Here is a 24,588-nt window from a genome sequence, read left to right as displayed (position 1 = left end):
AATGGTCCCGTTAAGTCGCTTGCCAAGCCTGATATAAAGCTCAACGGCTCGACGTCTGTCTGCGTAGGAATACATGAACTACCTCCTGGTGGTCCAAGTTTTCGTCCGCACCCCCCTTTCCGTTTGAACCAATATCTCGACATTGATGTCTATGAGGACATCAAGGATGAGTTGGAGCGAAAGCTCAGATGAATAGCTGCTTCACTCGGCGGTTGCCTGGGTCGCCCTTTTTAGCGGCTCCAGCACCCACGTTGTCCACGCATCCTGCAAACGTTCAGTGATTGCTCCAGAGACCTCGTGGGCCTGGGGGGCGTTCTCGAACCAATCTCTCCAGATTTTAGCAACATCGCCCTTGTATCCTGATCCCATGCCATAGCGTTTTGCGCTCTCGACCCAGACCTCGCTTTCTTTGGAGAGAAGCGAGCTATAGGCATCGCGACCGATCGAATGAGCGGCGGCCAAAAACTCTTGCCGCCCGTCCGATAGTCGGCTTCGCAGGGCCAGCAGGTTCCGCACCACGGGCTCCATATCCTTGTACTTGCTCTCGAAGTCCATCAGGCGATGCTCAACGCGCTGGGCGGCGGTCTGTGACCGCAAGTTTGCGTCGATGCGCACGCCATTGCCAAGAATATGAGAAAACTGAAAATTGTCCCAGCCACCGCGACGGTGGATCGATGCGGCAATCGAACTGTGATGGCCAACCGCCATTTGTTCGATGAGATTGAGATAGGCGGGCCGGACATTGCCGGTCAGCGTTTTGACGTCTTCCAGCAGTCGAGCCACTTCCTGTTCGATTTCACGGCGCGCCTCAAGCGTGCGGACGCTGTCGATGTTTTCGAGCAGGTCACGAACCCCCTGGGCAGCGTTCGATCCCCGTTGAACATAGGCTCCACGCATCTTGGCGATCTGTCCGCGCAATCTCGTCCATATCCGGTCGGAAACGTCGTTGCGCGCGTCGAAAAAATAGATCGGCGTCGCGGGGAGTTGGGCGCCGGCCAGTGCCTGTTCAATCTCGTTGCGGCGCAGGGCATACCCTTCTTCGCGAGAGGCGACCGACCCCTCCGAGCCTGGCATCTCAAGCGCCTCGTCGCCGCGCGGCAGGACGAGGACGCAGCGCCTGTGGCGTTGCACCGCGTCCGATTCTTCAGCCACGGTTTCCCGTAAGTGACGTTGTACGGTTGCGTTCGGTGCGTCGGCGAACTTCGTGCACAGGACCACCAGCGTCCTTATATCTGCGTAGTGGAGGGCGAGATCAGGGCGTTGAGTAATGACGTCAACGCCTCGGGTGTCGATCACCGACAATATCTGGCCGTCTGCGCTCAGATTCTTCGAAGGCATCAAAACGGTGATGCGCTTGGGTACGCTAAATCGAGGGTTTTGTCCCGAATTAATGTCGGTCACCAGGCGAGAAACCCATGCAAGACCGTCTTCGCTGCCTTCCGGCAAAATGATCTGCTGCTCCGTTCGCTCCTTGAGAGCCATCAGTCCGACGACGCGGTCAGTCACCTCATCAATGCCAAGGCCCTCGTTTAGAAGGTCAACAATAGGATCCTTGGTAACGAGGTCATCGTCGACCATCGTTGTCACAACCTTCAACTTCGACATGTTGCGCAACAGCCGTCCGATCTCGGCCGACACTCCGATACCTGCGGCGCCGGGCGCCAGTCCGGATACCAGATCGCGTGTCAGACGGACAACATTTTCCTCATCGATCGTGTCGACAAGAATACCGTGGGTAGGGGCGACACGGATAGCCATTTCGCAGACTGTGGTGCGGCCGGGGCCAACGGGAAAAGCGGGCCGCTTGCCGCTGCGACCGTCGCCGACCAGGAGGTCGACGGCGTGGCTGAGAGCGGTCGTCTTGCCAACGCCGATGTCGCCTACCCAGGCGACTGTGTGATCGCGCCGGCGTAGATAGGCTTCCGAAGCACGCAGTTCGCCACGCAGCAGATCAATGGGACCACGCAAAATCGGGTCCTGCTTTTCCGCCTCGAACTCTTCGAGAGTCTTGAGGGCTTGATCGATAGTCCATAGACCCTCCCTATCCGGATGGAGAAAAGATGGTGGAGGATCTTGCAGCCATTGTCGGCTATAATATTTGGAGACTTCACTGGCTAGGTCCGTGTCAAGCGCTGTGAGATAGCGGTCGGCAACTTCGGGGTCGGCCTCTTCTGCCTTCTCAAGTTTGGAAAGAACGCTCGCGACGGTACCCATTCGCTTCGCAAGCCCGGATTGACTGACGTTGCCGCTTTCGCGCACATACCGAAGAACCTCTGCGGGGACTTGCTTGAGCATAGTTTCCTCACTTTCTGATATTAAGTTTACACATATCACGAAATTTCGCAATATGTGTCCTTCTGTCGTGATACTATTCGCGATTAAACCAAAAAATTGGTCATTGCCACGATTGTTATTGGTGCCTGAGAATTTTCGCGATAACTTTCTCGCATCTGAAATGCGGGATAGTTTGATGCTCCACTTCGTTGGCCTCAATATCGATCGCCACAGCGCCCACGCGCGCGCGCAAAAAGGCGAACTGATAAATGTTGCGCGCGGTCTCTATGTTGATGCGGGACACGATGTGAACCGCCTGGTGATGGAGCATGCCGTGCGCATCGCTTCCTTTTTTTATCCACAAGCATATCTCTCCGGCGCCAGCGCAATGACCCACGCCCCAACGGAAGATGGCCGACTATTTCTAAGTGGCCGAAGAAATCAGCGAACCCGCATTCGCGCGCTGGAAATCATTCAGAACCAGGCGCCAGACCAGCCCTCCACAATCCCCGTAATCGTGGGCGATGATATGGGTGAGCTCACGCTCACGGCCTCGTCGCCACGCCAAAGGTTTCTCGAAGCCTTTCGCCGTCGCAGCGAACATGCAAGTGCCATCGATCCCGCAATGCGCCGGCAGATGGCAGAGCGTCTCGTCGAGGAATTCGTGACGCCTGACGCGGCGGCTGACGCTCTCTGGGCGATTGCGAGGCCGAACCGCTGGATCAGTGAGGCCGAAGGGGCCGAGGATTACCTCCGCGCAGACCTTGCCGAAGGATGGAGGGCTGACAACAAGGCGGCAATCAATCTGACAGTCGCATGGCACGATGGCATTGTCGGACACCTTAGTCACGACGGCTCGGAATGGAGATGGGCAACCGAACCCGGAGGACGTCCACCGCTGGTTCGCCCGGCCCGCCCGGGAAGTCTGCCACCGTTCATCGAGTCTCTGATGCCGGAGGGGTGGCTAGCTCAGGTTTTGGACAGTCGCGATGAACGCGAAGTCCTCAAGAGCGGACGTCGATACATGTCAAACATGGCGATTGTCGAAAATGCCGCTGACCTGGCCGAAGTCCCCGCCGATGCCCTTGAGGGCCGTCTCGCGAACTTTCAGTCCGAGGGTCTTTTCACGGGCAACTACAAAGGTCCAAAACAGAAGAACTTCGACGACAGTTTTCAGGAAAAGCTGGCGAGACTCTTTGCCTCAAGTGCGACGCCGCGCCTTTCGGGCGTTCAAATCAAGGCACCCATGTGCCTACGCGAAAATGGCGACCTGATCGCCGCTATCGACGAGCCTTTCACGCATATCCTTAAGCCGGCCGGATCGAATGGCTTTGAACAGCTGCCAATTGTCGAATGGATAGGGCTGACACTGGCAAGAGCGGCTGGATTCGAGGTACCAGAGGCCTCACTGGTTCCAATGTCTGGCGGCCTGTCTCCAGCTCTCCTGGTCGAACGGTTCGACATCAGGCGCTCCAGGAATGATAGCCGACTGCTTGCCATGGAAGACTTCTGTTCGATCCTTGAGCTACCGGCCGAGCGAAAATACGAAGGCACCATTGAACGAATGGCCCGGGCCTTGCGACCGATATCGACCTCGCCGGAGGAAGATATCAAGACGTTGTTCCTCCGTGCGCTTTTCGCGTGGTTCATTGCCGACGGTGATATGCACCTTAAAAATCTCGCACTGCTCAAAACGGCAGAGGAGGGTGCTGATCATTTCAGCTCCGTGCGATTCGCGCCCGTCTACGACGCTGTAACAACCCGAGTTTTCCCGGGCCTTGAAAATGATCATCTGGCACTGAAACTTAACGGGCGCGACGAACGCCTTGGCCCGAATGATTTTTTAGCCTTGGCAAGGACAATCGAAGCTCCGCTGCAGTGGGCGTCAGAGGTGATGGCCACCGCCGCTCGCAATATCACCGATGCAACAGGCGCGCTCGCGCTTCCCAAAGAGTACGAGGTTGCCGGCGGGCGGATCCAGGCTCGCGTGCTAGAAATTGTCCGGCGTCGCGCGGATCCATTTATATAGGATCAAGAGGATGAGTTTAACTCGCTCATGTGACGAGGGACGACATGCACAAGATTACCAAACGCAGATTTGATGCCACCGCAGGCTACGCTCGTCGCCCTGAAGCCGTGTTGACAGGCGAGGAACTCGGATATTTTGAGACTGACGATAGTCGCCGACTTCTCGTTAGAGACAGAACCGATCGTGACTTCGCTGGTATGGCATTTGGCAGAGACGCACGCTTGCGATTTCGCTGGACATCGATGACAGCTTTTTCCCGCAACCCTTCCCAAGCCGTGCGAGAGCTTGAAGGGCTGATGACCGATTTTCTGTCGAAGCCAAACGATTTTCACCACCAGGGCGACGAAATCGGCCCCCCCGTAGACTTTTCCAGCCGCGGCATGTAAACGAACGGCTGCCCCCCCGATTTTCTGAAACTTTTGTCATCGAGGGGATTTTCATCGGCAAAAGCGGTCATCGAGGTGATGATGAGATGGCACGAGGACCTCGACGGCAATTTCGTAGAGCAATTTCAATCCACGGCTTTCGATCAGAGAATCTGGGAGCTTTGTCTCTTCGCTTTGCTCATCGAGCTCGGATACGTCATCGATGCGAATAATGCCGTCCCGGATTTCATAGTCCGCGGGTTGAGAGGTAAGATGGCAATCGAGGCGGTGACGGTCGGCCCCACTAGGCTCAATGGTGAGATCGTCCCACGCCAGCCACTCAGACCCCGGAGCAGCTAGATGCTCACCTGGGGTCGGAACAAGAACTGCCCGAAATCATACGGTAGACGTGAACGAATGATGAATTTCAGGCGGTTTGGGCTATTGTCGTTGAAGTTTGCAGCGGTCTGAAGCCGTCGGGCACGATAGGCGAGTTGCTTGAGATTGAAGTCGAGAACTTATCACATTCCTAAAACTTGTTGGGCCCCAGGTGTTTGTCGCATAGAGTTTCGCGAGTTTTGGAAGTTCGCGGTGAATAGTGAGGCGTTTATCTTCTGATATTGGTACATCAATCCTGCCGCCATCCGGGTGGAATAATCTGTCGGACACAAATCGATTGATTGCGTTTTTGAAAGAGCACCCCCAGCTCAAACAGATGAATGCCATGCGATTCTGAAAGCAGACTCGCCGGACAGCTGGGCTAGCTATGGCACGTTCGTCCCTCAGTTCAACCGGGTGCCGCACTTGCTCCGACAGATCCGGTTCTTGTTGGACCACCAGGAAGCGGAAGTCTATAGCGGACCAAGGACGGTTTTGTCGCGCTTGGGATGACATTTACGGCCTATGGGGTCACGCAGCTCCTGGGCAGCTACGGGTTCCTTGCCGTCTTTCTGGCCGCAGTGGCTTTCCGTCAAGCCGAAAGAGAACACGACTTCAATGAGCAGCTCCACGACTTTGCAGAGCAGCTTGAGCGATTATTGATGATGGTTCTTCTCGTCTGTCTCGGAGCCATTGCAGCCAGCGGATCATTGTTCGCAAACATTGACTGGAAAATCGTGACGTTAGCCGTCCTTACGCTCGTGATCGTCCGTCCTGTCCTCGGGTGGCTCAGCCTGATAGGCACGGGTCATGCGCTCGGCGAGAGCGTTATCATTGCGATATTCGGGATCAGAGGCTTGGGATCGATCTATTGCCTCGCCTATGCGACCGGGCAGCCTCGACGGCAAATTTCGTCGAGGAGTAGACGCCGAAGCCGGCCGCGCCGCGATAGCCGCCGATCGATGAGATGTTCAGGATGCGGCCGGAGCGCGCCTGCCGCATGAAGGGCAGGACGGCGCGCGTCACGTTGAGGAGACCAAAGACGTTGGTGCGGTAGACAGCCTCGACCTCAGCCACGGTTGCTTCTTCGACGGCACCCATCAGTCCGAACCCAGCATTGTTGAGCAGGATATCGATGCGGCCGAAGTGCTCGATGGCGGCTTTCACTGCTGCGGTCGCCTGGCTGTCGTCGGTCACATCGAGGGCGACCGGAAGCAGGTTGGGATGTTCGCCGAACCGCTCGGTGATCGCCTTTGGATTGCGGGCGGTGGCGACGACGGCGTCGCCCTGTGCAAGAGCGCGTGTGGTGACGAGGGCGCCAAAGCCACGTGAAGCGCCGGTGATGAACCATATTTTCATGAGGATGTTCCTTGATTTTTCGAGGAGAAAAGGGACGGGACGTCTGGGCATCGCGATGCCGGGATGGCCAGCCGGGTGGAAAAGGCTCACGGGAGGACTTCTGCCAGTTCGATCAGGTTGCCGAAGGGATCGCAGAAGAAGGCGAGGCGGCGGCTGATTGCCAAAAGCTCGAACGGCTCGGTGACGATTGTAACGCCGCGCGCGCGTAGTGCCTCGACGGTGGCGTCAACGCTTGCGACATTCAGGCAGAAATGGTGGTAGCCGGCATATTGAGTTAGCCGCTTCGATCGCGATTAGGTCGCATTGAACTTTTGTGCTCTCTGAGATTGTATCGCCTTGATCACGAACTTCTAAGTGATAGGGCTCGATCTCTTTCTCGATCTCCTGCGGAAGAAACGGCGAAAGGGCTACAGGCTCGTGAGACACCCGAACCAGCTGCGGAGCACGTAAGCGCCACTGCGGACAGGAAGCTGCCGGCAGCCTCGCCTCAACATCATTCGATGATCGTCCGCTGCGCCTCGATGCGGGCGGTTCTCCATGATGACCAAACAAAGGCAACAATGAAAATCACGGTCATCAGCAGAACGATGGTCGGCGCCGGCGCGCTGTCGATGAAGAACGACAGATAGACGCCGAAGAAAGATGCAACGGTCGCGACCAGTACGGCAACAATGAGCATCATTCCCATCGTGCGAGTGATCAGGAAGGCAATGGCCCCGGGGGCAATCAGCATGGCAATTGCGAGGATAAGACCAACGGCCTTCAATGCACCGACGATCGTCAGCGACAGGAGAGCGAGCAGCCCATAGTGCAGCCAGTTGACACGCAGACCGACAGCTTTTGCCTGCGCGGGATCGAAGGCGTGCAACAGGAAGTCCCGCCATTTGATCGCAAGGATGCCCGTCGTCACCAGTGCGATCAGGCCGGTTTCGAGGATATCGGGCCAAGCGATGCCGAGCATGTCGCCAAAGAGGATATGGTCGAGATGCACATCGCTCTGGATCTTGGTGTAGAGTACCAGACCAAAACCGAACATGCCGGAAAAGACCACCCCCATCACCGTATCCTGCTTGATGCGGCTATTTTCCTTGAGATAACCCGTCAGAAGCGCGCACGACATGCCGGCCGCAAAGGCACCAACGGCAAACGGCAGGCCGACGATGTAGGAAATCACTACGCCTGGAAAGACCGCATGCGAGATGGCATCGCCCATCAGCGACCAGCCTTTCAGCACGAGGAAGCAGGAGAGCATCGCGGTCGGGATCGCCACCAGCACGGAGATCAGCAGCGCATTGCGCATGAAGGCAAATTCGAAAACCCCGAGCAGCATGTCGAGCGAAATCATCGGGCCACCTCCAGCGCTTCAGCCGTGCGCCTGCGGGCGGCAAGCAGTCCATGTTTCGGAGCAAAGACAAAGGCCAAGAAAAAGATCAGGGTCTGCAGCAGGATGATGATGCCACCGGTAGCACCATCGAGGAAATAGCTGAAATAGGCGCCAAAGAAGCTCGTCAGCGCACCGATTGCCACGCTGATCATGATCAATCTCGGAAAGCGGTCAGTGAGCAGATACGCCGTCGCACCGGGCGTCACCACCATCGCGATGACGAGAAAGGCGCCGACCGTCTGAAGTGCCGCGACCGTGCAGGCGGACAGGAGGGTGAAGAACAGGACCTTAAGAAATGTCGTACGGATACCGATCGAGCGCGCATGGCTCTCGTCAAAGAAGGTCACCATCAGGTCCTTCCATTTGGCCGTGAGTATGATCAGCGAGATTACGCCGATGAGGGCAAGCTGCAGGGTGTCGGCCGGGGTGATAGCGAGGATGTTGCCGAGTACGATCGTCTGGATATTCACCGAGGTCGGCGACAACGACACCATGAACAGGCCAAGGCCGAAGAACGAGGTGAAGATCAGTCCGATGATGGTGTCTTCCTTCAGCCGTGTGCGCTGATTGAGGAAGAGCATTGCGCCGGCCGCAAGTCCGCCGGAAAAGAAGGCGCCGAGAGAGAAGGGCAGGCCGAGCATATAGGCGCCGGCCACGCCAGGAACGATCGCGTGTGAAAGCGCATCGCCGATCAGCGACCAGCCTTTCAACATGAGGTAGGACGACAGGAAGGCACAGACGGCACCGACCAATGCGCTCACCCACATGGCGTTCAACATGTAGTTATAGGTAAACGGCTCCATCAGCATGGCGATCATTGGCCGTTCGCCTCTGGATCAGTCTCGAGCTTTGCCGGTTGCGATACCATCTGGCCCTTGGCGCCGTACATGACCAGCGGACGCTCGTCGTCGGTGATAACAGACACCTGACGCGGATCGGCATCATCATGCAGGCTGTCGCCTCCGAGAACGAAATGGCGCAGCACTCCACCGAAGGCCAGTTCGAGGTTTTCCCGGGTGAACGTGGTTTCGGTCGGGCCATAGGCAAGTACGGTGTTTTTCAACAGAACGGTGCGATCGCAGAATTCCGGCACGCTGCCGAGATTGTGGGTGGAGACCAGCATGACCCGACCTTCGTCGCGCAAGCCCATTAACAGGCGGATGATCGCGTCCTCGGTCTTGACATCGACGCCCGTGAACGGTTCGTCGAGCAGGATGACGCGGCCATCCTGCGCCAGCGCCCGCGCCAGAAAGACACGCTTCTTCTGACCGCCGGAAAGCTCCCCGATCTGACGCTTGCGAAAATCGCTCATGCCGACACGGGCAAGGGCGGCCTCGACAGCATCATGATCGGCCTTCTTGGCGATGCGCAGCATGTTCATGTGGCCATAGCGGCCCATCATCACCACGTCTTCGACAAGGACCGGGAAGTTCCAGTCGACCTCTTCGGCCTGTGGCACGTAGGCGACGAGGTTTTTCTTCAGCGCTTCCGGCACCGAAAGCCCAAGCACCGAGATGTCGCCGCGCGCCAGCCGGGCAAATCCCATGATCGCCTTGAACAGGGTCGATTTGCCGCTGCCGTTGACGCCGACCAGCGCCGTGATGGTGCCGGTCGGGATTTCGAAGGAGGCATCGAGCAAGGCGCGATGGCCATTGCGATAGGTCACGGTTGCGCCGGAGACGCGGATACCGCTTCCCGGCTGGCCCGCTGCCGGCCCTTGGCCTGGCTGGGCTTTAGCATGAAGGTTCATTGCGAAAGGCCTTTGGCGATGGTTTCGGATGTCACGCGCAAGAGGTCGATATAGGTCGGAACCGGACCGTCCGCCTCGCTCAAGGAATCAACATAGAGCACACCGCCGTATTTTACGCCTGTCTCGCGCGCCACTTGCTGCGCCGGATCGGGAGAAATCGTACTTTCGGAGAAAACGACCGGAATATTGTTGGCGCGAACGGCGTCGATCACCTTGCGGACCTGCTGCGGTGTGCCCTGCTGGTCGGCATTGATCGGCCAGAGGTAGAGTTCCTTCAGACCGAAGTCGCGGGTCAGGTAGCTGAAGGCACCTTCGCTCGAAACCAGCCAGCGTTTGTCTTCGGGGATCTTGCCAATCTCGGCGCGGATGGGCGCGATCCCCGCCTCGATCTTCTGTTTGTAGGCTTCGGCATTGGCCTTGTAGGTCCCGGCATTGGCCGGGTCGTATTTGACGAAAGCATCGCGGATATTGTCGACATAGATCAGCGCCGCCGACGGCGACATCCAGGCATGTGGGTTCGGTTTGCCGCTATAGGGCCCCTCGGCAATGCCCATGGGCTCCACTCCCTCGGACACCACCACCCCCGGGACATTGTCGAAATTCTGGAAGAATTTTTCAAACCACAGTTCGAGATTGAGACCGTTCCACAGGATGAGCTTGGCGTCGTGCGCTTTCAGGATGTCGCGCGGGGTGGGCTGATAGTTGTGGATCTCTGCGCCGGGCTTGGTGATCGATTCGACGGTTGCAGCATCACCGGCAACGTTCCTGGCCATGTCGGCGATCACGGTGAAAGTGGTAACAGCCTTGAATTTCTCCTGCGCCGACGCGGCCCCCGGAGCGAGCGCGAAGGCTGCCAGTGCTGTTGCTGCCGTCAGGATCGCGCGTCTCGTCTGATCGATCATTCCATACTCCCTTGATTGTCGCGAAAGACCTAGGTGAATGATCTGCACAAGTCAATGCAAATGAGAAGCATTCGCAACTGGCTATTTTCAAACCTGCCGGGCTTGTCTAGTGTGCAGCCATGAAACAGAACAAGAATCGAGTTGCTGAATTGGAGGGCGTCCTGAGAGACGGTGGTGTACGCGTGACGCGTCAGCGCGCGGCTATCCTGAAGATTCTCGCCACCGCCGAGGACCACCCGGATGCGAGCGAATTGCACCGCCGGGCAAAGGAAATCGACGCCACCGTCTCGCTATCGACTGTCTACAGAACGCTCTCTGCGCTCCAGCAACAAGGTGTCGTGCATCGCCATGCCTTTGAAAGCGCCACCGCCCGATTTGAAACCGCAGATGCCCCGCATCACGATCACCTGATTGATATTGACACAGGTGCGGTCGTTGAGTTCCGCTCTGACAAGATCGAGCAGTTGCAAGCCGAGATCGCAGCCGAACTCGGCTTTGATCTTGTCCGTCACCGGTTGGAACTATACTGCCGAAAACGCAAGCAATGATTCTTTGGACTGTAAGGTGTCACAAGCCGGTGGTGCTACGATTGGGCAGAATTTTTTTGGCGGATGTGCCGGCTGACCCGCTCCCGTTTTCGACCGGACACCCAGTGTAAGCGAGGAGCGACTGCGGCTTACGCGGCCTCGCGGAGCCGGATCGAATCCCATCAAGGCGATGGGAGGCCCCGAAGGCGACCTCCCATCGGACGAAGTTTAACCAGACGAGCGTCGTCATTAGCCAACGGCGAAGTCGGTCGACACCGAGACGGTGCGCCATTCGGAGAGGATGGCAGCGTCTTGTGCGTGCTTTTTCTCGATCGCGGCGACTGTGTCGCTACCGAGCGGCAGGCGCAGTGGCGGATTGGGGGCGTCAGTGAAGGCGATCAGAACCTCTGCCAGCTTTTGAGGATCGCCGGGTTGGTTATGGCTGAGACCGGCTGCTATCGTGCGCACCTTGCCGACAGTTTCTGCATAATCGCCGATGATGTCGCCGCTGACCGACAAGGACGAGCTGTCGAGGAAGTCGGTGCGGAAATAGCCCGGCTCTACGACGGTGACGTGGATGCCAAGCGGCGCCAGTTCGTCATGCAGGGCTTCGCTCAGCCCCTCGACGGCAAATTTCGTCGAGGAGTAGACGCCGAAGCCGGCCGCGCCGCGATAGCCGCCGATCGATGAGATGTTCAGGATGCGGCCGGAGCGCGCCTGCCGCATGAAGGGCAGGACGGCGCGCGTCACGTTGAGGAGACCAAAGACGTTGGTGCGGTAGACAGCCTCGACCTCAGCCACGGTTGCTTCTTCGACGGCACCCATCAGTCCGAACCCAGCATTGTTGAGCAGGATATCGATGCGGCCGAAGTGCTCGATGGCGGCTTTCACTGCTGCGGTCGCCTGGCTGTCGTCGGTCACATCGAGGGCGACCGGAAGCAGGTTGGGATGTTCGCCGAACCGCTCGGTGATCGCCTTTGGATTGCGGGCGGTGGCGACGACGGCGTCGACCTGTGCAAGAGCGCGTGTGGTGACGAGGGCGCCAAAGCCACGTGAAGCGCCGGTGATGAACCATATTTTCATGAGGATGTTCCTTGATTTTTCGAGGAGAAAAGGGACGGGACGTCTGGGCATCGCGATGCCGGGATGGCCAGCCGGGTGGAAAAGGCTCACGGGAGGACTTCTGCCAGTTCGATCAGGTTGCCGAAGGGATCGCAGAAGAAGGCGAGGCGGCGGCTGATTGCCAAAAGCTCGAACGGCTCGGTGACGATTGTAACGCCGCGCGCGCGTAGTGCCTCGACGGTGGCGTCAACGCTTGCGACATTCAGGCAGAAATGGTGGTAGCCGGCATATTTGAGACTGTCGCCAAGATCGGTGTAGGGGCGGACGTCTGCGGGCGACGGATCGCCACCACCAAGGATTTCCACGTAGAAATGGTCGTCGGTGCCGGGTGCCAGATAGGCGAGTTGCTCGTCGGCATAGTCCCATTCGGCAACGACACGAAAGTCGAGCTTCTCGACATACCAGCGCTTGGCGGTTTCGAGGTCCGGCGTGCGGACGGCGACGTGATGACCGCGCATGTCAGCGAACGGTGACGCAGTGTCGTGAGCGGGAGGGATGAAGTCGGCCATTGTTTTGTCTCCTGTGTGGTCCGGCAACGGCGCCGGTTTCCGAGAAGAAATCTGGACCTTTTCGAGATTAAGAATTAGAGAGATAATCTTCCTCTTAATGATGAGCGAGATTTGACAATGCGCAGCACGGATCTCTCGGAACTGGCGGCTTTCGATGCGGTTGCCCGTCACCGCAACTTTCGCCGGGCCGGCGAAGAGCGCGGCGTGACGGCCTCGGCGATCAGCCATGCGGTGGGCAATCTCGAAGCGCGCGTCGGCATTCGCCTGCTCAACCGTACGACCCGCAGCGTGTCGCTGACCGATGCCGGCGCGATGTTGCTTGCGCAACTTTCACCCGCCTTCGTGGAAATCGGGTCGGCGCTCGATGCCCTCAACCAGTTTCGCGACACGCCGTTCGGCAAGGTGCGCATCAACGCACCCAATTCCGTGGCACCGTTCGTGTTTCGATCGGTCATTGGTCCGCTGATCGCAACAAATCCCGGTCTCCAGCTGGAAATCGTCGCCACCGACCGCCTTGTCGACATTGTGGAGGAGGGGTTCGATGCTGGCATCCGTCTCGGTGAAAGCCTGCGCGATGGCATGACGGCTGTAAAGATCAAGCCACGACTGCGGTTTGCCGTCGTGGGCTCAACCAGCTATTTTGAGCATCATCCGCTTCCCAAAACCCCGGATGATTTGCGTCATCATGTCTGCATCCGCAATATATATCCAAGCGGCAAGCCCTATGCCTGGGAGTTCAGCCGCGCAGGCAAGATCATCGAATTCGAGCCGACAGGCTCTCTGTCGCTCGATGACCATGAGCTGATGGTCGAGGCAGCGCTTTCGGGCGTGGGGCTGGCTTATGTCTGGGAGGAACGGGCGCGTCCCTATATCCACGATGGCAGATTGGTCGAATGCCTGGCATCCTGGAGTGCGCCCGAGGACTGGCTTTATCTTTATTACCCGACGCGGAAATACCTGTCGGCTGGCCTGCGCGCCGTCATCGATGCGCTGCGCGTATGAATGGAGGGGTGCATCGAACGTTCGTTCTTAACAGCGTGAATAGAATATCTGCGAACATTGCACCTCTTTAAGCGGACCCGCGCGCCGGGGGCTGTCGGTCCCGGTTTCCAGCGTAGCCGTCGCTATGCCAAACCTCCTGCGGCAACCCTTTTAACCGGTCTTGCGGGACGCGAACGGCTTTCGCGCTGCTCGGTACAACTGGTATGCCCATTTCCAGTTTGGGCGCTTTCGTGACATCCGAGGGCAGTCGCAACGAACTGCGCCGTATGCCGGTGACCGCCTGGCTTACTGATGATGCCCGGTACCAACATGGTTGATCTAACAATCCTGCCGTGTTTTGAAGGGTGGGAACCGGCAGCAGGATGATGACAGCAAGAATGGCAGAACAATTCGATATGTTTTCGGAAGAGATTTCGCGCGACCGGGTGGTCAAGCGTGACATTTCCAAACACGCCAAGCCCGAACAACCTACCGTCTCCATGAGTGAAGAGGAGATGGTCCAGCAACTCTCACAGACGGGCCGCTACCGCATCCTTACGAAACTCGTGCCGCGGGCGATTGCGCAATTCCCGCGTCCGGAATACCCCCTCAAGGGCATCATTCTCGACACTGAGACCACGGGACTCAATGCTCGCAAGGATGAGATCATCGAGATTGGCGTGATCGCTTTTACCTTCGATGCGACAGGAAGCATCGGTGATGTGACTGGCATCTACGGTGGGCTTCAACAGCCGAGCGTTTCCATTCCCACTGAGATCACTAGGCTCACCGGGATCACAGATAATATGGTGGCCGGTCAGTCAATCGATATGGCTGCGTTGCAGGCGCTGATTGAACCGGCTGATCTGGTGATCGCCCACAATGCCGGCTTCGATAGGCCATTCTGCGAGACATTTTCTCACCTGTTTTCTGGCAAGGCCTGGGCTTGCTCCAACTCCGAGATCGACTGGTCGTTGCGGGGATATGAAGGCACCAAGCTCGGATACCTGATCGGGCAGGCAGGCTATTTTCATGAAGGTCATCGCGCTGTGGATGATTGTTTCGCACTCTTGGAAGTGCTCGCCCGTGAAGTCAATGGATCGGCCTCCACCGCTTTCGCCGAACTCTATGAGGCAAGCCAGAGGTCGCGTGTCCGGATTTTCGCGGAGAACAGCCCCTTCGATATGAAGGATCATCTCAAGACCCGAGGCTACCGCTGGTCTGACGGAAGCGATGGCCGCCCGAAATCCTGGTGGATCGAGGTGGGTGAAGAAGCGCTCGATGATGAGCTTCGCTATCTCAGGGCCGAAATCTACCGCTATCCTGACGCCGATCCTCCAATCAAACGCCTGACTGCCTTCGACCGGTTCCGGGCCTGATAGCCCTTCGGCCCGTCTCTGATTGTACCCATGCTTTGAACGCATGGCCGACCTGAGACCTTGTGCCTTATCGACGGGCGTCCCAGGGCCTATATTCCAACCATCGAAACGACGTTGGAACCGAAGCAAGGTTGCTGGCGTCAAGAGACCTCACGAAAGGGGATCATCATGAACGTTGCACGCTCTTTCAATAACTGGCGCAAGTATCGTCAGACCGTTACCGAACTTGGCCGCATGAGCTCGCGTGAGTTGCAGGACCTCGGCATCGATCGCGCCGACATTCACAGCGTCGCCCGCCAGTCGGTCGCTCGCTAAGCGACTTTTTCCAAGCTGTCCTGAATGACGACACGCCCGCTGATGACGCGGGCGTTTCTGTATCTGGCCTGCCACGAAGCCCTGAGTTGGAGATTCTTTCGTCAGGAAGAGGCCGTGCATTTTCCGCATAGCTGCACTGCAGCAAAGTCTGTTTAATGTGCGGCGAGAATGGGTATTATGGTTTTCATCGAAGCGATGCACCTCCTCCCGCACAGCTTCGAATTCAGACTGCCCACTCCTCCTCCCAAAGGGCGTCTGTCGGAACAGCGGCACTCCTCCTCCCAGCCGTTGTTCGGTTCTTTTCGGAAAGCCTGCCGCACCTCCTCCCGCGGCAGGCTTTTTCGTTTTCAGGCCCGGCGTGATCAGAGCCCGAGAGCTAGCTGCGATTCCTGCCCGCTATCTTCGTTGTCCGCATCGGGCCACCCCGAACGTTGTCCCAACGTGAACGTGATTATCCGGTTACTCCGTCGGCATTTTTTTCTTCTGGTTTGAGCGCTAACCTCAAAATACGCATCAATAGCCGCAACGCGTCATCCGATTGCCGATCGGCGCTGAAGCTGTGTTTGATGCCATCCATTGCAGCCGCGATCAGCGCGGCGAGCTCTGCGGGTGATACCTCTAATACCTTCAGGTCGATCTCCCCTTGAGCTTCCGCTAGGGCGTTTGCCAGGAGGTCAAGCAGCTTCGATCTGGCGGCAATCGTTATATCCTTCGCCAGTTTCAAATTGGTATCGAAGAGTTCCTTGGCGTTTTCGCTTTTGCTGAAAGGAGCGATCAGTCCTTCCTGGAAGGCAGAGATCGCCGCCGCAATACGGTCTACTAAATCTCCCGTGCGGCCAAGCACGGCCTCAACCTCTGACATTGTCCGTTCGTGCGCACGCGCCGAGCCGGCCCGAAAGAGCTCCTCCTTACTGTTGAAGGCTAGGTAAAGGGAAGCGCGCGATATCCCTGTCGCTCGGGCGATGTCGGCCATGGTGGTCTTCTGAAAGCCGTACCGGGCGAACACCGGCAGCGCAGAATCCAAAATTAAAGCTGACTTGCGATCTTCATTTTCCATTTGGACATGTTGACGCCTCTCGCCTGAAATGTCAAAGAGACGATTAGATGAATATAGTCCAATTGTCTAATTCGATAAATTCGCATCAGAGCACGATCATGAATGAGGCGCGATCACCACAACAAACCACAGTCTTGGTCACGGGGGTTAGCGGCTTCCTTGGCGGACATGTGGCGCTGCAGCTGTTGCAACAGGGCTATCGTGTTCGCGGAACCCTAAGACGGATGGCGTCAGCCCCGGCAACGATATACCGCTTTCAACCGTTCACCGAAAATTTCACAATCGTCGAGACCGATCTGGATCACGACCTCGGCTGGGCGGAAGCGGTTTCGGAATGCGATTACATCATCCATACCGCGTCTCCATTTCCCAGTGGCGCAGTGCGCGATGAGACAGGATTGATCCGGACAGCAAAGGAAGGGGCTCTCCGCGTGTTGCGGGCCGCCCATGCAGGCAAGGTAAAAAGGGTCGTCCTCACCTCATCCATCGCGGCCACCAATCATGGTAGCGGGCGCGCACCGTTCAGCGAAAAGGATTGGACGGACACAGAGAGCAAACGCGCGACACCCTATTACAAATCCAAAACTCTAGCCGAGCGCGCCGCTTGGGCGTTCGCGGAAGAACATGGCCTGTCCTTGACCGTGATCAATCCGGGCCTCATTCTTGGTCCGTTGATGGGTAACGACTGCGGCACGTCCGTCGGATTAATCAAGCAATTGATGAACGGCAAGTTCACACGATTGCCGCGCTACGGGTGCGCAATCGCTGACGTTCGCGATGTCGCGCTCGCCCATATCCGTGCCATGGGCGAGCCCAGGGCCGCTGGACACAGGTTCATCGTCGGAGGCCGCGTATTCTGGATGAAGGACATTGCGCAGGTACTTGCCCAGTCCTTTCCAGCCTACGCTTTCCAGATACCAACCACGGAACTTCCAAATTGGGTTGTTCGAATTCTGGCACTGATTGATGCCAACGCGGGCGGTATCGTGCATGAGCTTGGAAGGGACCTCAGCATCGACACCTCAAAGGCAGAAGACCAGTTGCAATGGCGGCCGCGCCCCGAAGAGGAAACCATCCGCGCCTGCGGTCAAAGTCTGATCGAAAAAGGACTGGTGACCACCCGCACTGCTGGCCGCGGAATTTGACCTTCGCGCGAAGAATCAACGAAGCCTCCCGGAGATAAGAATGACAAACAATGTCCAGACCCAAGAAGACCGCATCCGTGAAATCGAGCGCAGCCGATTGCGTGCGCTCGTCGCCGCCGATATCACCGCGGCGGCTCCTCTTCATGCCGATGACTTCCAGTTAATCACCCCCATCGGCGTAGCTCTATCGCGGGAAGAATATCTCGGTGCCATCGCAGCCGGCCAGATCATCTACCGCGCATGGGAGCCAAGCGATATTGCGGTCCGTCTTTATGGCTCGGCCGCCGTCATACGCTACCGCGCTCGTTTGGAAGTAATCTTCAACGGGCATCTCGTGGCGCCTGGTGAATACTGGCACACAGACGCTTATGAAGAGCGCAACGGCCGCTGGATGGTTGTGTGGTCTCAGGCCACGGCCATCAGCCGCTAGTCAAATCGAGGCTGGTAGCCGTTCCCATGTGTTCCTTCGGGCCAGAAGCCATGCCCGCTTCGGGCCGATACTGTTGAAAAAATCGCTTTTCGTCAGATGCCCTCATTTCACAGCGCCGTGGGCTCGCCAACTGAAAACGGATGCGGGGGACCATGTGATCCCACGTTGAGACAGTCAGCCGCCAATGTGGCGCGATTGCCGTGGTATTGAGTGCCGATCTTCGCTCAAAACGTCGTCCGAGCGATTTTTCGTGACCTCCTGATTTTAGAGTTTTTCAACAATATCGGCCGAAACCGGACTTCTAACGCGATAAATTATGCCGAGCTTTCGATCTGGGACTAACGGAAATCTCTGGCCTTAGGGAATGGGCTCGGCAAAGTACAGGGCTCGGGATAAGTTCCGGATCTGCACATCGATACGCTGAAGGTGGGGAACCGGAATTTTCAGTGAGTTCGGCGCGGCTAGACGCCGTCCCGCCACGGCTGCGGCGGAACCCGCTCTTTCGGGCGGCACGGCGCCTACGATCAATCGGTGGACAGCGCCAGCACGGGGGCGACGCCGAGCGAGAAGAGCGCAGCGCCAGCAAGCAGCGCCGCAAAATGCCTTGCCTGCACGCCGATTCCCATAGCGCAAAGCCTAGCGCTGCTAGCAGCAGGCTGCCTACCATAATGCGCTTCACTGAAAGCCAACCGGCAACCGTCTGTGCGAGCAGCGAACCGGTGAGGAATCCGGCACCCGAAACCAGCGTCCAGAGGCCGCTTCCAGTGGAGACTTGCCCAAGAGCAGCTGGAGATATTGAGCAAGCAACAACCGGAATTGCGTGCGTCCGAGCAGCGCCACGTCGATGATCGCTTCGGGGACCCGGAGCTGACGCAGCACGAAGGTCGTGCACAACCAGTATCCCTCCGACGAGAGCTACAAACGTGAGGGCATCGGTTTCGCCCATCACGAGCTGCTTGGTTCCGAACACGTCGCCAGGATTGCTACCACCGATAGCGCGGCGCTCGGGATATCGATGCGCGCCCCATCCAGGTTGCTGAACTCGGGCAGCAGCAGCGGGCCCAAAACTAACAGCAGCGCCATGACCGGTAACGCAACCAGGAAGACCGAGCCCCACCAGAACTGCTCGAGCAGAAGCTGGCCATCCAGGCGCCGATGGCAAAGTCGCGCTGGCCTTCGTCGGCGAAGATATTGGAGATGAGCGACAGTGTGGAGGGTGCCAGCGTCGCCGCTGCCAGCCCCAGAAGCGCCCGGCTCGCGATGAGCATTTCGATACTGCCGGCAAAGGCAGCCAAGCTCGCGGGCGAAGGTATGACGATGAATTGCGTCACACACGAGATGGGCTTCGCCCGTAACGTCTCCGATCGCGTTGCCTATTTCCATAGGGAAATTGTCGAAGAGATCGGCCCACCGGAGCAGATCTTTGGTAATTCAGGTAGCCTATTAACACAGAAATTTCTTGCAAACGTCCGATGAGTGATCTCAGTTTTTCTTTCAAGTGGGTTTGCAAATGGTACCCGGCGCTCTTCGTATTGGAAAACGAGCGGACCGAGGCATTCAGTTAATTTCATGCTAATCAACCTAGCCCGCCGTGCTCGACACCGCCGCAGCCAGTGCCCTAATCGCCGATGCATGGGCTGACGATCGTGCTCTGGAAAGAAGGATGATGTCTGAAGATGGCAACGGCGGCAGTTCAAACTCAGCGCCGCGGTCGGGCAGGCCCCGAGCGCTGATGTCGCCCATTGGCGCTATACCGGCGTCGGCAAGAATTGCTTCATGAAGCGACGCGCAACTTCCTGCGGTGAAGGCGTCGCGCCACTCCACGCCCGCGCCTCGAAGCTCCGCAACCGCAATTTCTCGGATGCCGCACCCGGATCCCAGCGACACCAGCGGGATGGCGCTGTTCGAGCGCGGCCGCCAGCCGGGGGCTGTTCGCCAGCCCAACCTGTCGGTGCGCAGGATCTCGCCGTCGCAGCCGCCGCCGTTTCGCCGGATGATGGCGGCGTCAGCCTGTCCGGATGCGAAGGTATCCTTCACATTCCGGGAAAAGCCGATGCTCACTTCGATGACCGCATTGGCGGGAAGCGCCAGGCGAATCGCACGTATGGCCGCCGACAGTCGGTCCCCGATCGCGTGATCACTGGCAGCGAGCGAGAAGTGCAGCGGGGTTTCGTCGCCGAAGGTCAATGCTTCCTCGTGCTTGGCGAGCAGCTCTCGTGCCTTAGGCAGAAAAATCTGGCCATCCTCCGTCAGCCGTAGGTGACGCGGCGTACGGTCGAGCAGCCGCCGGCCGATGCGCTGCTCCAGCGTCTTCAGCTTCTGGCTGACGACGGGCTGCACGGTTCCCGCCGCCTCGGCCGCCTTCGTCAGGCTACCAAGCTCAACGGAGAGGATGAACAGGCGGACGCTCTCGAGATCAATCATACGAAATCACTATGGCTGTAATAATCACACGCATCTTCTCATTATGCTGAAAGTCACGCAAGGTTCCTCCGGCAACAAGGAGATGCCCCATGCCCATGATCAAAGCCCGCTATACGAAGCCTCAAGACAGACCGGATCCGAAACACGAACTCGCAGCACTGCTATCTCGCCTTACGGCCGAAATCCTACACAAGGACCCGGGTGTCACCGCGGTCCTTGTGGAGAGCGCCGAACCCGATGACTGGATCGTTGCCGGATCGAGCGTCGCCGACCAGAAGATCGGAACCTTCTACGTCGAGGTTTCGATTACTGAACACACGAACATCAAGGACGAGGCGACCGAGTGGGTCCGGCGCGTCTATGACGAGATGAACGCGCTGGTCGGCCCGGTGCACGAGGCGAGCTATGTTTTGGTCCACGCCGTCGACGGCGATGCCTACGGCTATGGCGGGGTGACCCAGAACCTGCGATGGGCGCGCAAGCACAGTTAGCATTGGCGACCAGATGAAGCGGGTCGCGGCTAAGGAGGACGAGATGCCGATGTATGAACTGGCAGCCGTGGGCGCCGCAAGCTGCTGGGCGCTGACGGCACTCCTGTCTACAGGCCCAGCGGGATATCTCGGAGCTTTGGCCTTCAATAGGACGCGGCAGCTCTTTGTCGCCTTCCTGCTCGGCCTTTACGTCCTTGCGTCGGGGACATGGCGGGAACTGCAGCCCGAGATACTGTGGCCCCTCATTCTGTCGGGCTTCATCGGCATCTTTGTTGGCGACACGCTTCTGTTCACCTGCCTGAATCGGCTGGGGCCGCGCCGCTCGGGAATCCTGTTCGCCCTCAACGCCCCGATCGCCGCGCTGCTCGGATGGTCGGTGCTGGGCGAACAGCTTTCCGGTACCGCCGTGGCTGGTATAAGCCTGACGCTCTGCGGCGTGTTGCTCGCAATCCTCTTCGGGAAGCGCAAGGTGCAGCCTCACGAATGGGAAACCGTGAAGGGACCTCTTTGGCTCGGCGTGTTCGTAGGCCTTCTGGCCGCGCTCAGCCAGGCGATCGGCTCACTGATCGCGAGGCCCGTCATGGCGACCGGGATCGATCCGCTGGTCGCCTCCATGCTGCGTGTTGCGGTCGCCGCCCTCTGCCTGACCGCACTCACCCAACTGCCCATGGAGGCGGTCAGGCCGAAGGGCCTGCTGACCAAGAGCGTGTTCCTCCAAACGGCCATGACGGGTATCATCGCCCTGGCCCTCGGCATGACCCTCCTTCTCTTCGCGCTTTCCGGCGGAAAGGTCGGCATCGTCTCGACGCTGTCTGCGACGACACCTGTGATTATCCTACCGATGCTGTGGCTGAAGACCCGGGAAGTGCCTGCACCTGGTGCATGGGCCGGAGCCGCCCTTGTCGTGGCCGGAATGGCGCTGATCTTCTGGAGGTAGGCGGGAGGCTTCGACTATATCCTCGCCTTCAGACGCGAGCCGGAAACTAAGTTGGGTACAGTTGACCCTGATGAAGCACAAGTTTCCAAACGATCCTTCGCTCTTTCCGCGCACCCACTCGAGCTTGCCGCCATGCTGAAAGCAACCCGGTTCTGGGGCGAATTGGCGGAATTGACGAAGCAACTCCGCTGTCCACGATCCGTGTCATGGAAGCGCGACTATCAGAAGGAAGCGCAGAGGCGCGCGCGTAAAAAATCCATATGTACTGTGAGACCCCCGCATGCCTGTTTCGCAGACTATCGCGATAATCTCCGGATCTTGCGAGAGACGCCTGGGAGCAATGCCTGAACTGGATTGGCGAGCGGAGTGTGGACTAATCGATAGGCTAATTTTTGCAGCAGGCTTCTAGCACGAGAAAAAAACTACGCTGCCACACCAGCTGGATCGAATGCATTTGTGCGCGGCGGCCCCTTTCCGCGTCGACAACCTTGCCACTGATGATGCGGTGTTGGTCATCGATGAGACGGGCTTGCTGACGCAGGGCAATACATCCTGCGGTGTTGCGCGCCAATATACGGGTTCGGCAAGCAAGGTGACGAACTGCCAGATCGGTGTGTTTCGCTGCCTATGTATCCGCTCGCGGTCATGCCATTATTGATCGGGTCCTGTACTTGCCCAAAAGTTGGACCGGCGATCCGGCAAGACTTAGGGGTTGAGTAGCAACGGAGCAGAAAACCTACATAAGTTGGCCATGGGAAGACAGGAGGTCTTCGAGACGGCCTAAATGACCTGCCTCATGCGGGCAGGCGGATAATTGCCAGTTTCGGAAGCCCTAGAGGCCCCACTAACCGCGGAAAGGCTTAGCTGCGCCTCTATCGGGATGCGAAATAGGAGTTCTCGACTGCCGCACCGAAAAGTACAATCAATCAGTTATCCGCGGGGTTTTTGGCACGCTCTGACTAAGATTCGCGAAAAGGATGTTATGCGATGGCGGGACGAAGCTCCGTCCTGTCGCGCAGCGCTAACACCATGAGTCCAGCGCCGACCGTCATCACAATCGAAATGATCCACACCCAATCATATTGCGTGCTGACATCGAAGATATAGCCACCGGCAAAAGCACCCGCCGCAGCACCCAGAGAATGCCCGGCCGAAATCAATCCCATCGACAGAGCCATGACGCGCAGGCCGAGATGGCTGGCAACGAAGCTGGCGGTCACGGGCACGGTTGCGTAGTCAACCGCTCCGAAAAGCACGGCGAATATTACTAGCATGTCGTAATCTGCCCCGACGTTTATGAGAATGATGAAGGTCAGGCCGCGCAACAGATAGATTGAGCCCAGCAGGACGACCCGGTTCATCCTGTCCGTCAACCAGCCAGCTCCGATCATGCCCAACATGTTGACTGCCGATAGTATTCCATAGGCCGCAGCACTGGGAACCGGCCCGAAACCGCAGGCGGAGGAACCGTCACGGAGTCCGATGTACCACGTACCAGTGGCGGAGTCGGTGGTCGCCAACGCGCCATTTGCGGTCATTCTCGCCAACCGTACCTGCTGTTGGCAGCCTACAAAGCTTTATATCGGGATAAGCGACAATTGGATTTTGCGGCAAGAAACGGGTGGCCGCTTAGTTACCCAATCACCTATGCCTAAGCTCCCACACAAGGAGTAAGTCATGGGAATGTTGCAAGAGAAAGTCGCTATCATCACCGGCGCATCATCAGGGATAGGCCGCGCCGCAGCGTTGCTGTTTGCTGCCGAGGGTGCTGCCGTAATTCTGAACGCCAGAAGCACTCCGGGTCTGGAAAAAGTCGCCGACACGATACGGGGCCAAGGCGGGAGAGCCCATATCGTGGCGGGTGATATAAGTCAGCCGGAAACTCACGACGAACTTATTGCTGAAGCCGTGCGATTATTCGGCGGCGTGGATATTGCTTTCAACAATGCAGCAATGGTCGGGCCATTAAAGCCACTCGCGGAAGTTACTCTGTCAGAATGGCACGAGACGCTCGCGACCAACCTGACTTCAGCCTTCATGGCAAGTCGCAGCCAGATCCCCGCTATCCTGGAAAGAGGCGGTGGCTCTATCATATTCACATCTAGTTTTGTCGGGACAAGTGTCGGTCTTCCGGGCATGGGGGTCTACGCAGCGTCCAAGGCCGGATTGATGGGGCTCGTAAAGGGGATCACCGCCGACTATGCCAGCAGGGGCATCAGGGCAAATGCACTTATGCCCGGCGGCTCTGATACTGCGATGGCTGGCGACGACGCGCAGAAGGAGTGGGCCGCAGGCTTGCACGCCATGAAACGAATTGCGCAACCGGAAGAAATTGCGAGAGCCGCGTTGTTCCTTGCCAGCTCCATGTCAAGTTTTGTTGCCGGTTCTGCATTGTTCGCAGACGGTGGAAATTCAGCCGTCAAATAGCAATACGATGTCCGAACCGAGTTTTCACTGATATTGCCAAGCGTTCGCATGGTTGTTGGGCGAAATCAGTTGGGCTTCCCCTATCATAGAAGTAGGAGCCATTTCTTGGAAAGCAGGATCATCGCAATAGCCAATGGTCCACCCGAGCTGCTCCGTGCAAAGCCCGGCTGACGTTGAACGAATGGCGGATAAAGCGCTGTTGCGACGGGCTTCTGATTGAAAGCATACTCCCTCGACTATCGTCAGCTTCACGCCCTCACATCTCGCTCCTCAAAGCTACATCCTCCGACTTCTAAAAGCGAACATCGCCTATAACCCGACTAATCGCCCGCCGGCCGTCTTCACCGCGCGCTCGGCGCCAGTGTTCCACAAACTATTTCATCGAACTGAAGCTCAACGCGGC

At 58.0% G+C, this 24,588-nt stretch carries 24 protein-coding genes and 4 pseudogenes; 15 read left to right on the top strand and 13 right to left on the bottom strand.

Annotated features, from left to right (window positions below):
- Window positions 1-192 (top strand): hypothetical protein (locus ACP7E0_RS33820; RefSeq protein WP_426131619.1); only part of this gene is annotated, 192 nt, incomplete at its 5' end.
- 9 nt (window positions 193-201) lie between these two features.
- On the opposite strand, the gene ACP7E0_RS33815 is transcribed toward ACP7E0_RS33820, so the two are convergent.
- On the bottom strand, window positions 202-2,295 hold the full coding sequence (locus ACP7E0_RS33815; RefSeq protein WP_426131617.1) for a helix-turn-helix domain-containing protein: 2,094 nt from the start codon (window positions 2,293-2,295) through the stop codon (window positions 202-204).
- Here ACP7E0_RS33815 and ACP7E0_RS33810 point away from each other — a divergent pair.
- The 3 genes from ACP7E0_RS33810 (at window position 2,288) to ACP7E0_RS33800 (ending at window position 6,050) form a co-directional block, all read left to right on the top strand.
- On the top strand, window positions 2,288-4,303 hold the full coding sequence (locus tag ACP7E0_RS33810) for a HipA domain-containing protein (protein ID WP_426131616.1): 2,016 nt from the start codon (window positions 2,288-2,290) through the stop codon (window positions 4,301-4,303). The genes ACP7E0_RS33815 and ACP7E0_RS33810 overlap by 8 nt on opposite strands.
- 44 nt (window positions 4,304-4,347) lie before the next feature.
- A complete protein-coding gene (locus ACP7E0_RS33805; protein WP_426131614.1) occupies window positions 4,348-4,689 on the top strand; it encodes a hypothetical protein in 342 nt (113 codons plus the stop codon).
- Between the two features lie 866 nt (window positions 4,690-5,555).
- Window positions 5,556-6,050 carry a cation:proton antiporter gene (locus ACP7E0_RS33800; protein ID WP_426131612.1) on the top strand — a complete coding sequence of 165 codons (495 nt, stop codon included), beginning with the start codon at window positions 5,556-5,558 and terminating at the stop codon, window positions 6,048-6,050.
- Here ACP7E0_RS33800 and ACP7E0_RS33795 read toward each other — a convergent pair.
- From ACP7E0_RS33795 to ACP7E0_RS33770, 6 genes and pseudogenes are all read right to left on the bottom strand, one after another.
- Window positions 5,944-6,405 (bottom strand): annotated as a pseudogene (locus ACP7E0_RS33795) (SDR family NAD(P)-dependent oxidoreductase); the annotation flags it as partial. The gene ACP7E0_RS33800 and the pseudogene ACP7E0_RS33795 sit on opposite strands and share 107 nt — an antisense overlap.
- A gap of 86 nt (window positions 6,406-6,491) precedes the next feature.
- A pseudogene (locus ACP7E0_RS33790) lies at window positions 6,492-6,665 on the bottom strand (VOC family protein); the annotation flags it as partial.
- A 233-nt stretch (window positions 6,666-6,898) separates the two neighbouring features.
- Window positions 6,899-7,750 carry a metal ABC transporter permease gene (locus ACP7E0_RS33785; RefSeq protein ID WP_426131610.1) on the bottom strand — a complete coding sequence of 284 codons (852 nt, stop codon included), beginning with the start codon at window positions 7,748-7,750 and terminating at the stop codon, window positions 6,899-6,901.
- Complete coding sequence (locus ACP7E0_RS33780; RefSeq protein WP_426131608.1) at window positions 7,747-8,607, bottom strand: metal ABC transporter permease; 861 nt, start codon at window positions 8,605-8,607, stop codon at window positions 7,747-7,749. Before ACP7E0_RS33780 ends, ACP7E0_RS33785 begins: the two co-directional genes overlap by 4 nt.
- Complete coding sequence (locus ACP7E0_RS33775; RefSeq protein ID WP_426131606.1) at window positions 8,604-9,539, bottom strand: manganese/iron ABC transporter ATP-binding protein; 936 nt, start codon at window positions 9,537-9,539, stop codon at window positions 8,604-8,606. The genes ACP7E0_RS33780 and ACP7E0_RS33775 overlap by 4 nt, the downstream gene beginning before the upstream one ends.
- Window positions 9,536-10,441 carry a metal ABC transporter substrate-binding protein gene (locus ACP7E0_RS33770; RefSeq protein ID WP_426131604.1) on the bottom strand — a complete coding sequence of 302 codons (906 nt, stop codon included), beginning with the start codon at window positions 10,439-10,441 and terminating at the stop codon, window positions 9,536-9,538. Before ACP7E0_RS33770 ends, ACP7E0_RS33775 begins: the two co-directional genes overlap by 4 nt.
- 119 nt (window positions 10,442-10,560) lie before the next feature.
- Here ACP7E0_RS33770 and ACP7E0_RS33765 point away from each other — a divergent pair, with 119 nt between their 5' ends.
- Window positions 10,561-10,989, top strand: coding sequence for a Fur family transcriptional regulator (locus ACP7E0_RS33765; protein WP_426131602.1), 429 nt, complete (start codon window positions 10,561-10,563; stop codon window positions 10,987-10,989).
- 228 nt (window positions 10,990-11,217) lie between these two features.
- On the opposite strand, the gene ACP7E0_RS33760 is transcribed toward ACP7E0_RS33765, so the two are convergent.
- Complete coding sequence (locus ACP7E0_RS33760; protein ID WP_426131601.1) at window positions 11,218-12,051, bottom strand: oxidoreductase; 834 nt, start codon at window positions 12,049-12,051, stop codon at window positions 11,218-11,220.
- A gap of 86 nt (window positions 12,052-12,137) precedes the next feature.
- Window positions 12,138-12,599 (bottom strand): VOC family protein, encoded by a 462-nt coding sequence (locus tag ACP7E0_RS33755; RefSeq protein WP_426131599.1) that lies wholly within the window; start codon window positions 12,597-12,599, stop codon window positions 12,138-12,140.
- 117 nt (window positions 12,600-12,716) lie between these two features.
- On the opposite strand from ACP7E0_RS33755, the gene ACP7E0_RS33750 reads away from it, so the two are divergent.
- The 3 genes from ACP7E0_RS33750 (at window position 12,717) to ACP7E0_RS33740 (ending at window position 15,274) form a co-directional block, all read left to right on the top strand.
- The gene (locus ACP7E0_RS33750; protein WP_426131598.1) at window positions 12,717-13,601 is read left to right on the top strand and encodes a LysR family transcriptional regulator; all 885 of its coding nucleotides are present in this window, start codon (window positions 12,717-12,719) and stop codon (window positions 13,599-13,601) included.
- 377 nt (window positions 13,602-13,978) lie between these two features.
- Window positions 13,979-14,959 (top strand): 3'-5' exonuclease, encoded by a 981-nt coding sequence (locus tag ACP7E0_RS33745; RefSeq protein ID WP_426131596.1) that lies wholly within the window; start codon window positions 13,979-13,981, stop codon window positions 14,957-14,959.
- A gap of 168 nt (window positions 14,960-15,127) precedes the next feature.
- Window positions 15,128-15,274: a DUF1127 domain-containing protein gene (locus ACP7E0_RS33740; protein WP_070150011.1), complete on the top strand. Its 147-nt coding sequence runs from the start codon at window positions 15,128-15,130 to the stop codon at window positions 15,272-15,274.
- Window positions 15,275-15,725: 451 nt separating this feature from the next.
- Here the strand turns inward: ACP7E0_RS33740 and ACP7E0_RS33735 are convergent, their stop codons facing one another.
- A complete protein-coding gene (locus ACP7E0_RS33735) occupies window positions 15,726-16,331 on the bottom strand; it encodes a TetR/AcrR family transcriptional regulator (protein ID WP_426131594.1) in 606 nt (201 codons plus the stop codon).
- Between the two features lie 98 nt (window positions 16,332-16,429).
- On the opposite strand from ACP7E0_RS33735, the gene ACP7E0_RS33730 reads away from it, so the two are divergent.
- Together ACP7E0_RS33730 and ACP7E0_RS33725 are read left to right on the top strand one after the other, a co-directional pair.
- Window positions 16,430-17,476, top strand: a complete 1,047-nt coding sequence (locus ACP7E0_RS33730) for an SDR family oxidoreductase (protein WP_426131593.1) — start codon at window positions 16,430-16,432, stop codon at window positions 17,474-17,476.
- A gap of 40 nt (window positions 17,477-17,516) precedes the next feature.
- The gene (locus ACP7E0_RS33725; RefSeq protein ID WP_426131591.1) at window positions 17,517-17,906 is read left to right on the top strand and encodes a nuclear transport factor 2 family protein; all 390 of its coding nucleotides are present in this window, start codon (window positions 17,517-17,519) and stop codon (window positions 17,904-17,906) included.
- 675 nt (window positions 17,907-18,581) lie between these two features.
- Here the strand turns inward: ACP7E0_RS33725 and ACP7E0_RS33720 are convergent.
- Window positions 18,582-18,800: a hypothetical protein gene (locus ACP7E0_RS33720; protein ID WP_426131589.1), complete on the bottom strand. Its 219-nt coding sequence runs from the start codon at window positions 18,798-18,800 to the stop codon at window positions 18,582-18,584.
- 402 nt (window positions 18,801-19,202) lie between these two features.
- On the opposite strand from ACP7E0_RS33720, the pseudogene glnQ reads away from it, so the two are divergent.
- Window positions 19,203-19,382 (top strand): annotated as a pseudogene (glnQ, locus tag ACP7E0_RS33715) (glutamine ABC transporter ATP-binding protein GlnQ); the annotation flags it as partial.
- A 105-nt stretch (window positions 19,383-19,487) separates the two neighbouring features.
- On the opposite strand, the gene ACP7E0_RS33710 reads toward glnQ, so the two are convergent.
- On the bottom strand, window positions 19,488-20,330 hold the full coding sequence (locus ACP7E0_RS33710) for a LysR family transcriptional regulator (RefSeq protein ID WP_426131588.1): 843 nt from the start codon (window positions 20,328-20,330) through the stop codon (window positions 19,488-19,490).
- 89 nt (window positions 20,331-20,419) lie between these two features.
- On the opposite strand from ACP7E0_RS33710, the gene ACP7E0_RS33705 reads away from it, so the two are divergent.
- From ACP7E0_RS33705 to ACP7E0_RS33695, 3 genes and pseudogenes are all read left to right on the top strand, one after another.
- Window positions 20,420-20,821 carry a tautomerase family protein gene (locus tag ACP7E0_RS33705; protein ID WP_426131585.1) on the top strand — a complete coding sequence of 134 codons (402 nt, stop codon included), beginning with the start codon at window positions 20,420-20,422 and terminating at the stop codon, window positions 20,819-20,821.
- A gap of 43 nt (window positions 20,822-20,864) precedes the next feature.
- Window positions 20,865-21,758, top strand: a complete 894-nt coding sequence (locus ACP7E0_RS33700; RefSeq protein ID WP_426131584.1) for a DMT family transporter — start codon at window positions 20,865-20,867, stop codon at window positions 21,756-21,758.
- Between the two features lie 478 nt (window positions 21,759-22,236).
- Window positions 22,237-22,465: pseudogene (locus tag ACP7E0_RS33695) on the top strand (transposase); the annotation flags it as partial.
- Between the two features lie 273 nt (window positions 22,466-22,738).
- Here the strand turns inward: ACP7E0_RS33695 and ACP7E0_RS33690 are convergent.
- A complete protein-coding gene (locus tag ACP7E0_RS33690) occupies window positions 22,739-23,296 on the bottom strand; it encodes an MFS transporter (RefSeq protein ID WP_426131582.1) in 558 nt (185 codons plus the stop codon).
- Between the two features lie 139 nt (window positions 23,297-23,435).
- Between ACP7E0_RS33690 and ACP7E0_RS33685 the strand changes: the two genes are divergently transcribed.
- Window positions 23,436-24,185: an SDR family oxidoreductase gene (locus tag ACP7E0_RS33685; protein WP_426131580.1), complete on the top strand. Its 750-nt coding sequence runs from the start codon at window positions 23,436-23,438 to the stop codon at window positions 24,183-24,185.
- Window positions 24,186-24,588: the final 403 nt, after the last annotated feature.

The organism is Pararhizobium sp. PWRC1-1 (assembly GCF_049897905.1).
In the GTDB taxonomy this organism is placed as follows: Bacteria; Pseudomonadota; Alphaproteobacteria; order Rhizobiales; family Rhizobiaceae; genus Pararhizobium.
The sequence above is the reverse complement of the archived record's forward strand: the minus strand, read 5'-3'. Positions and strand labels throughout refer to the sequence as shown.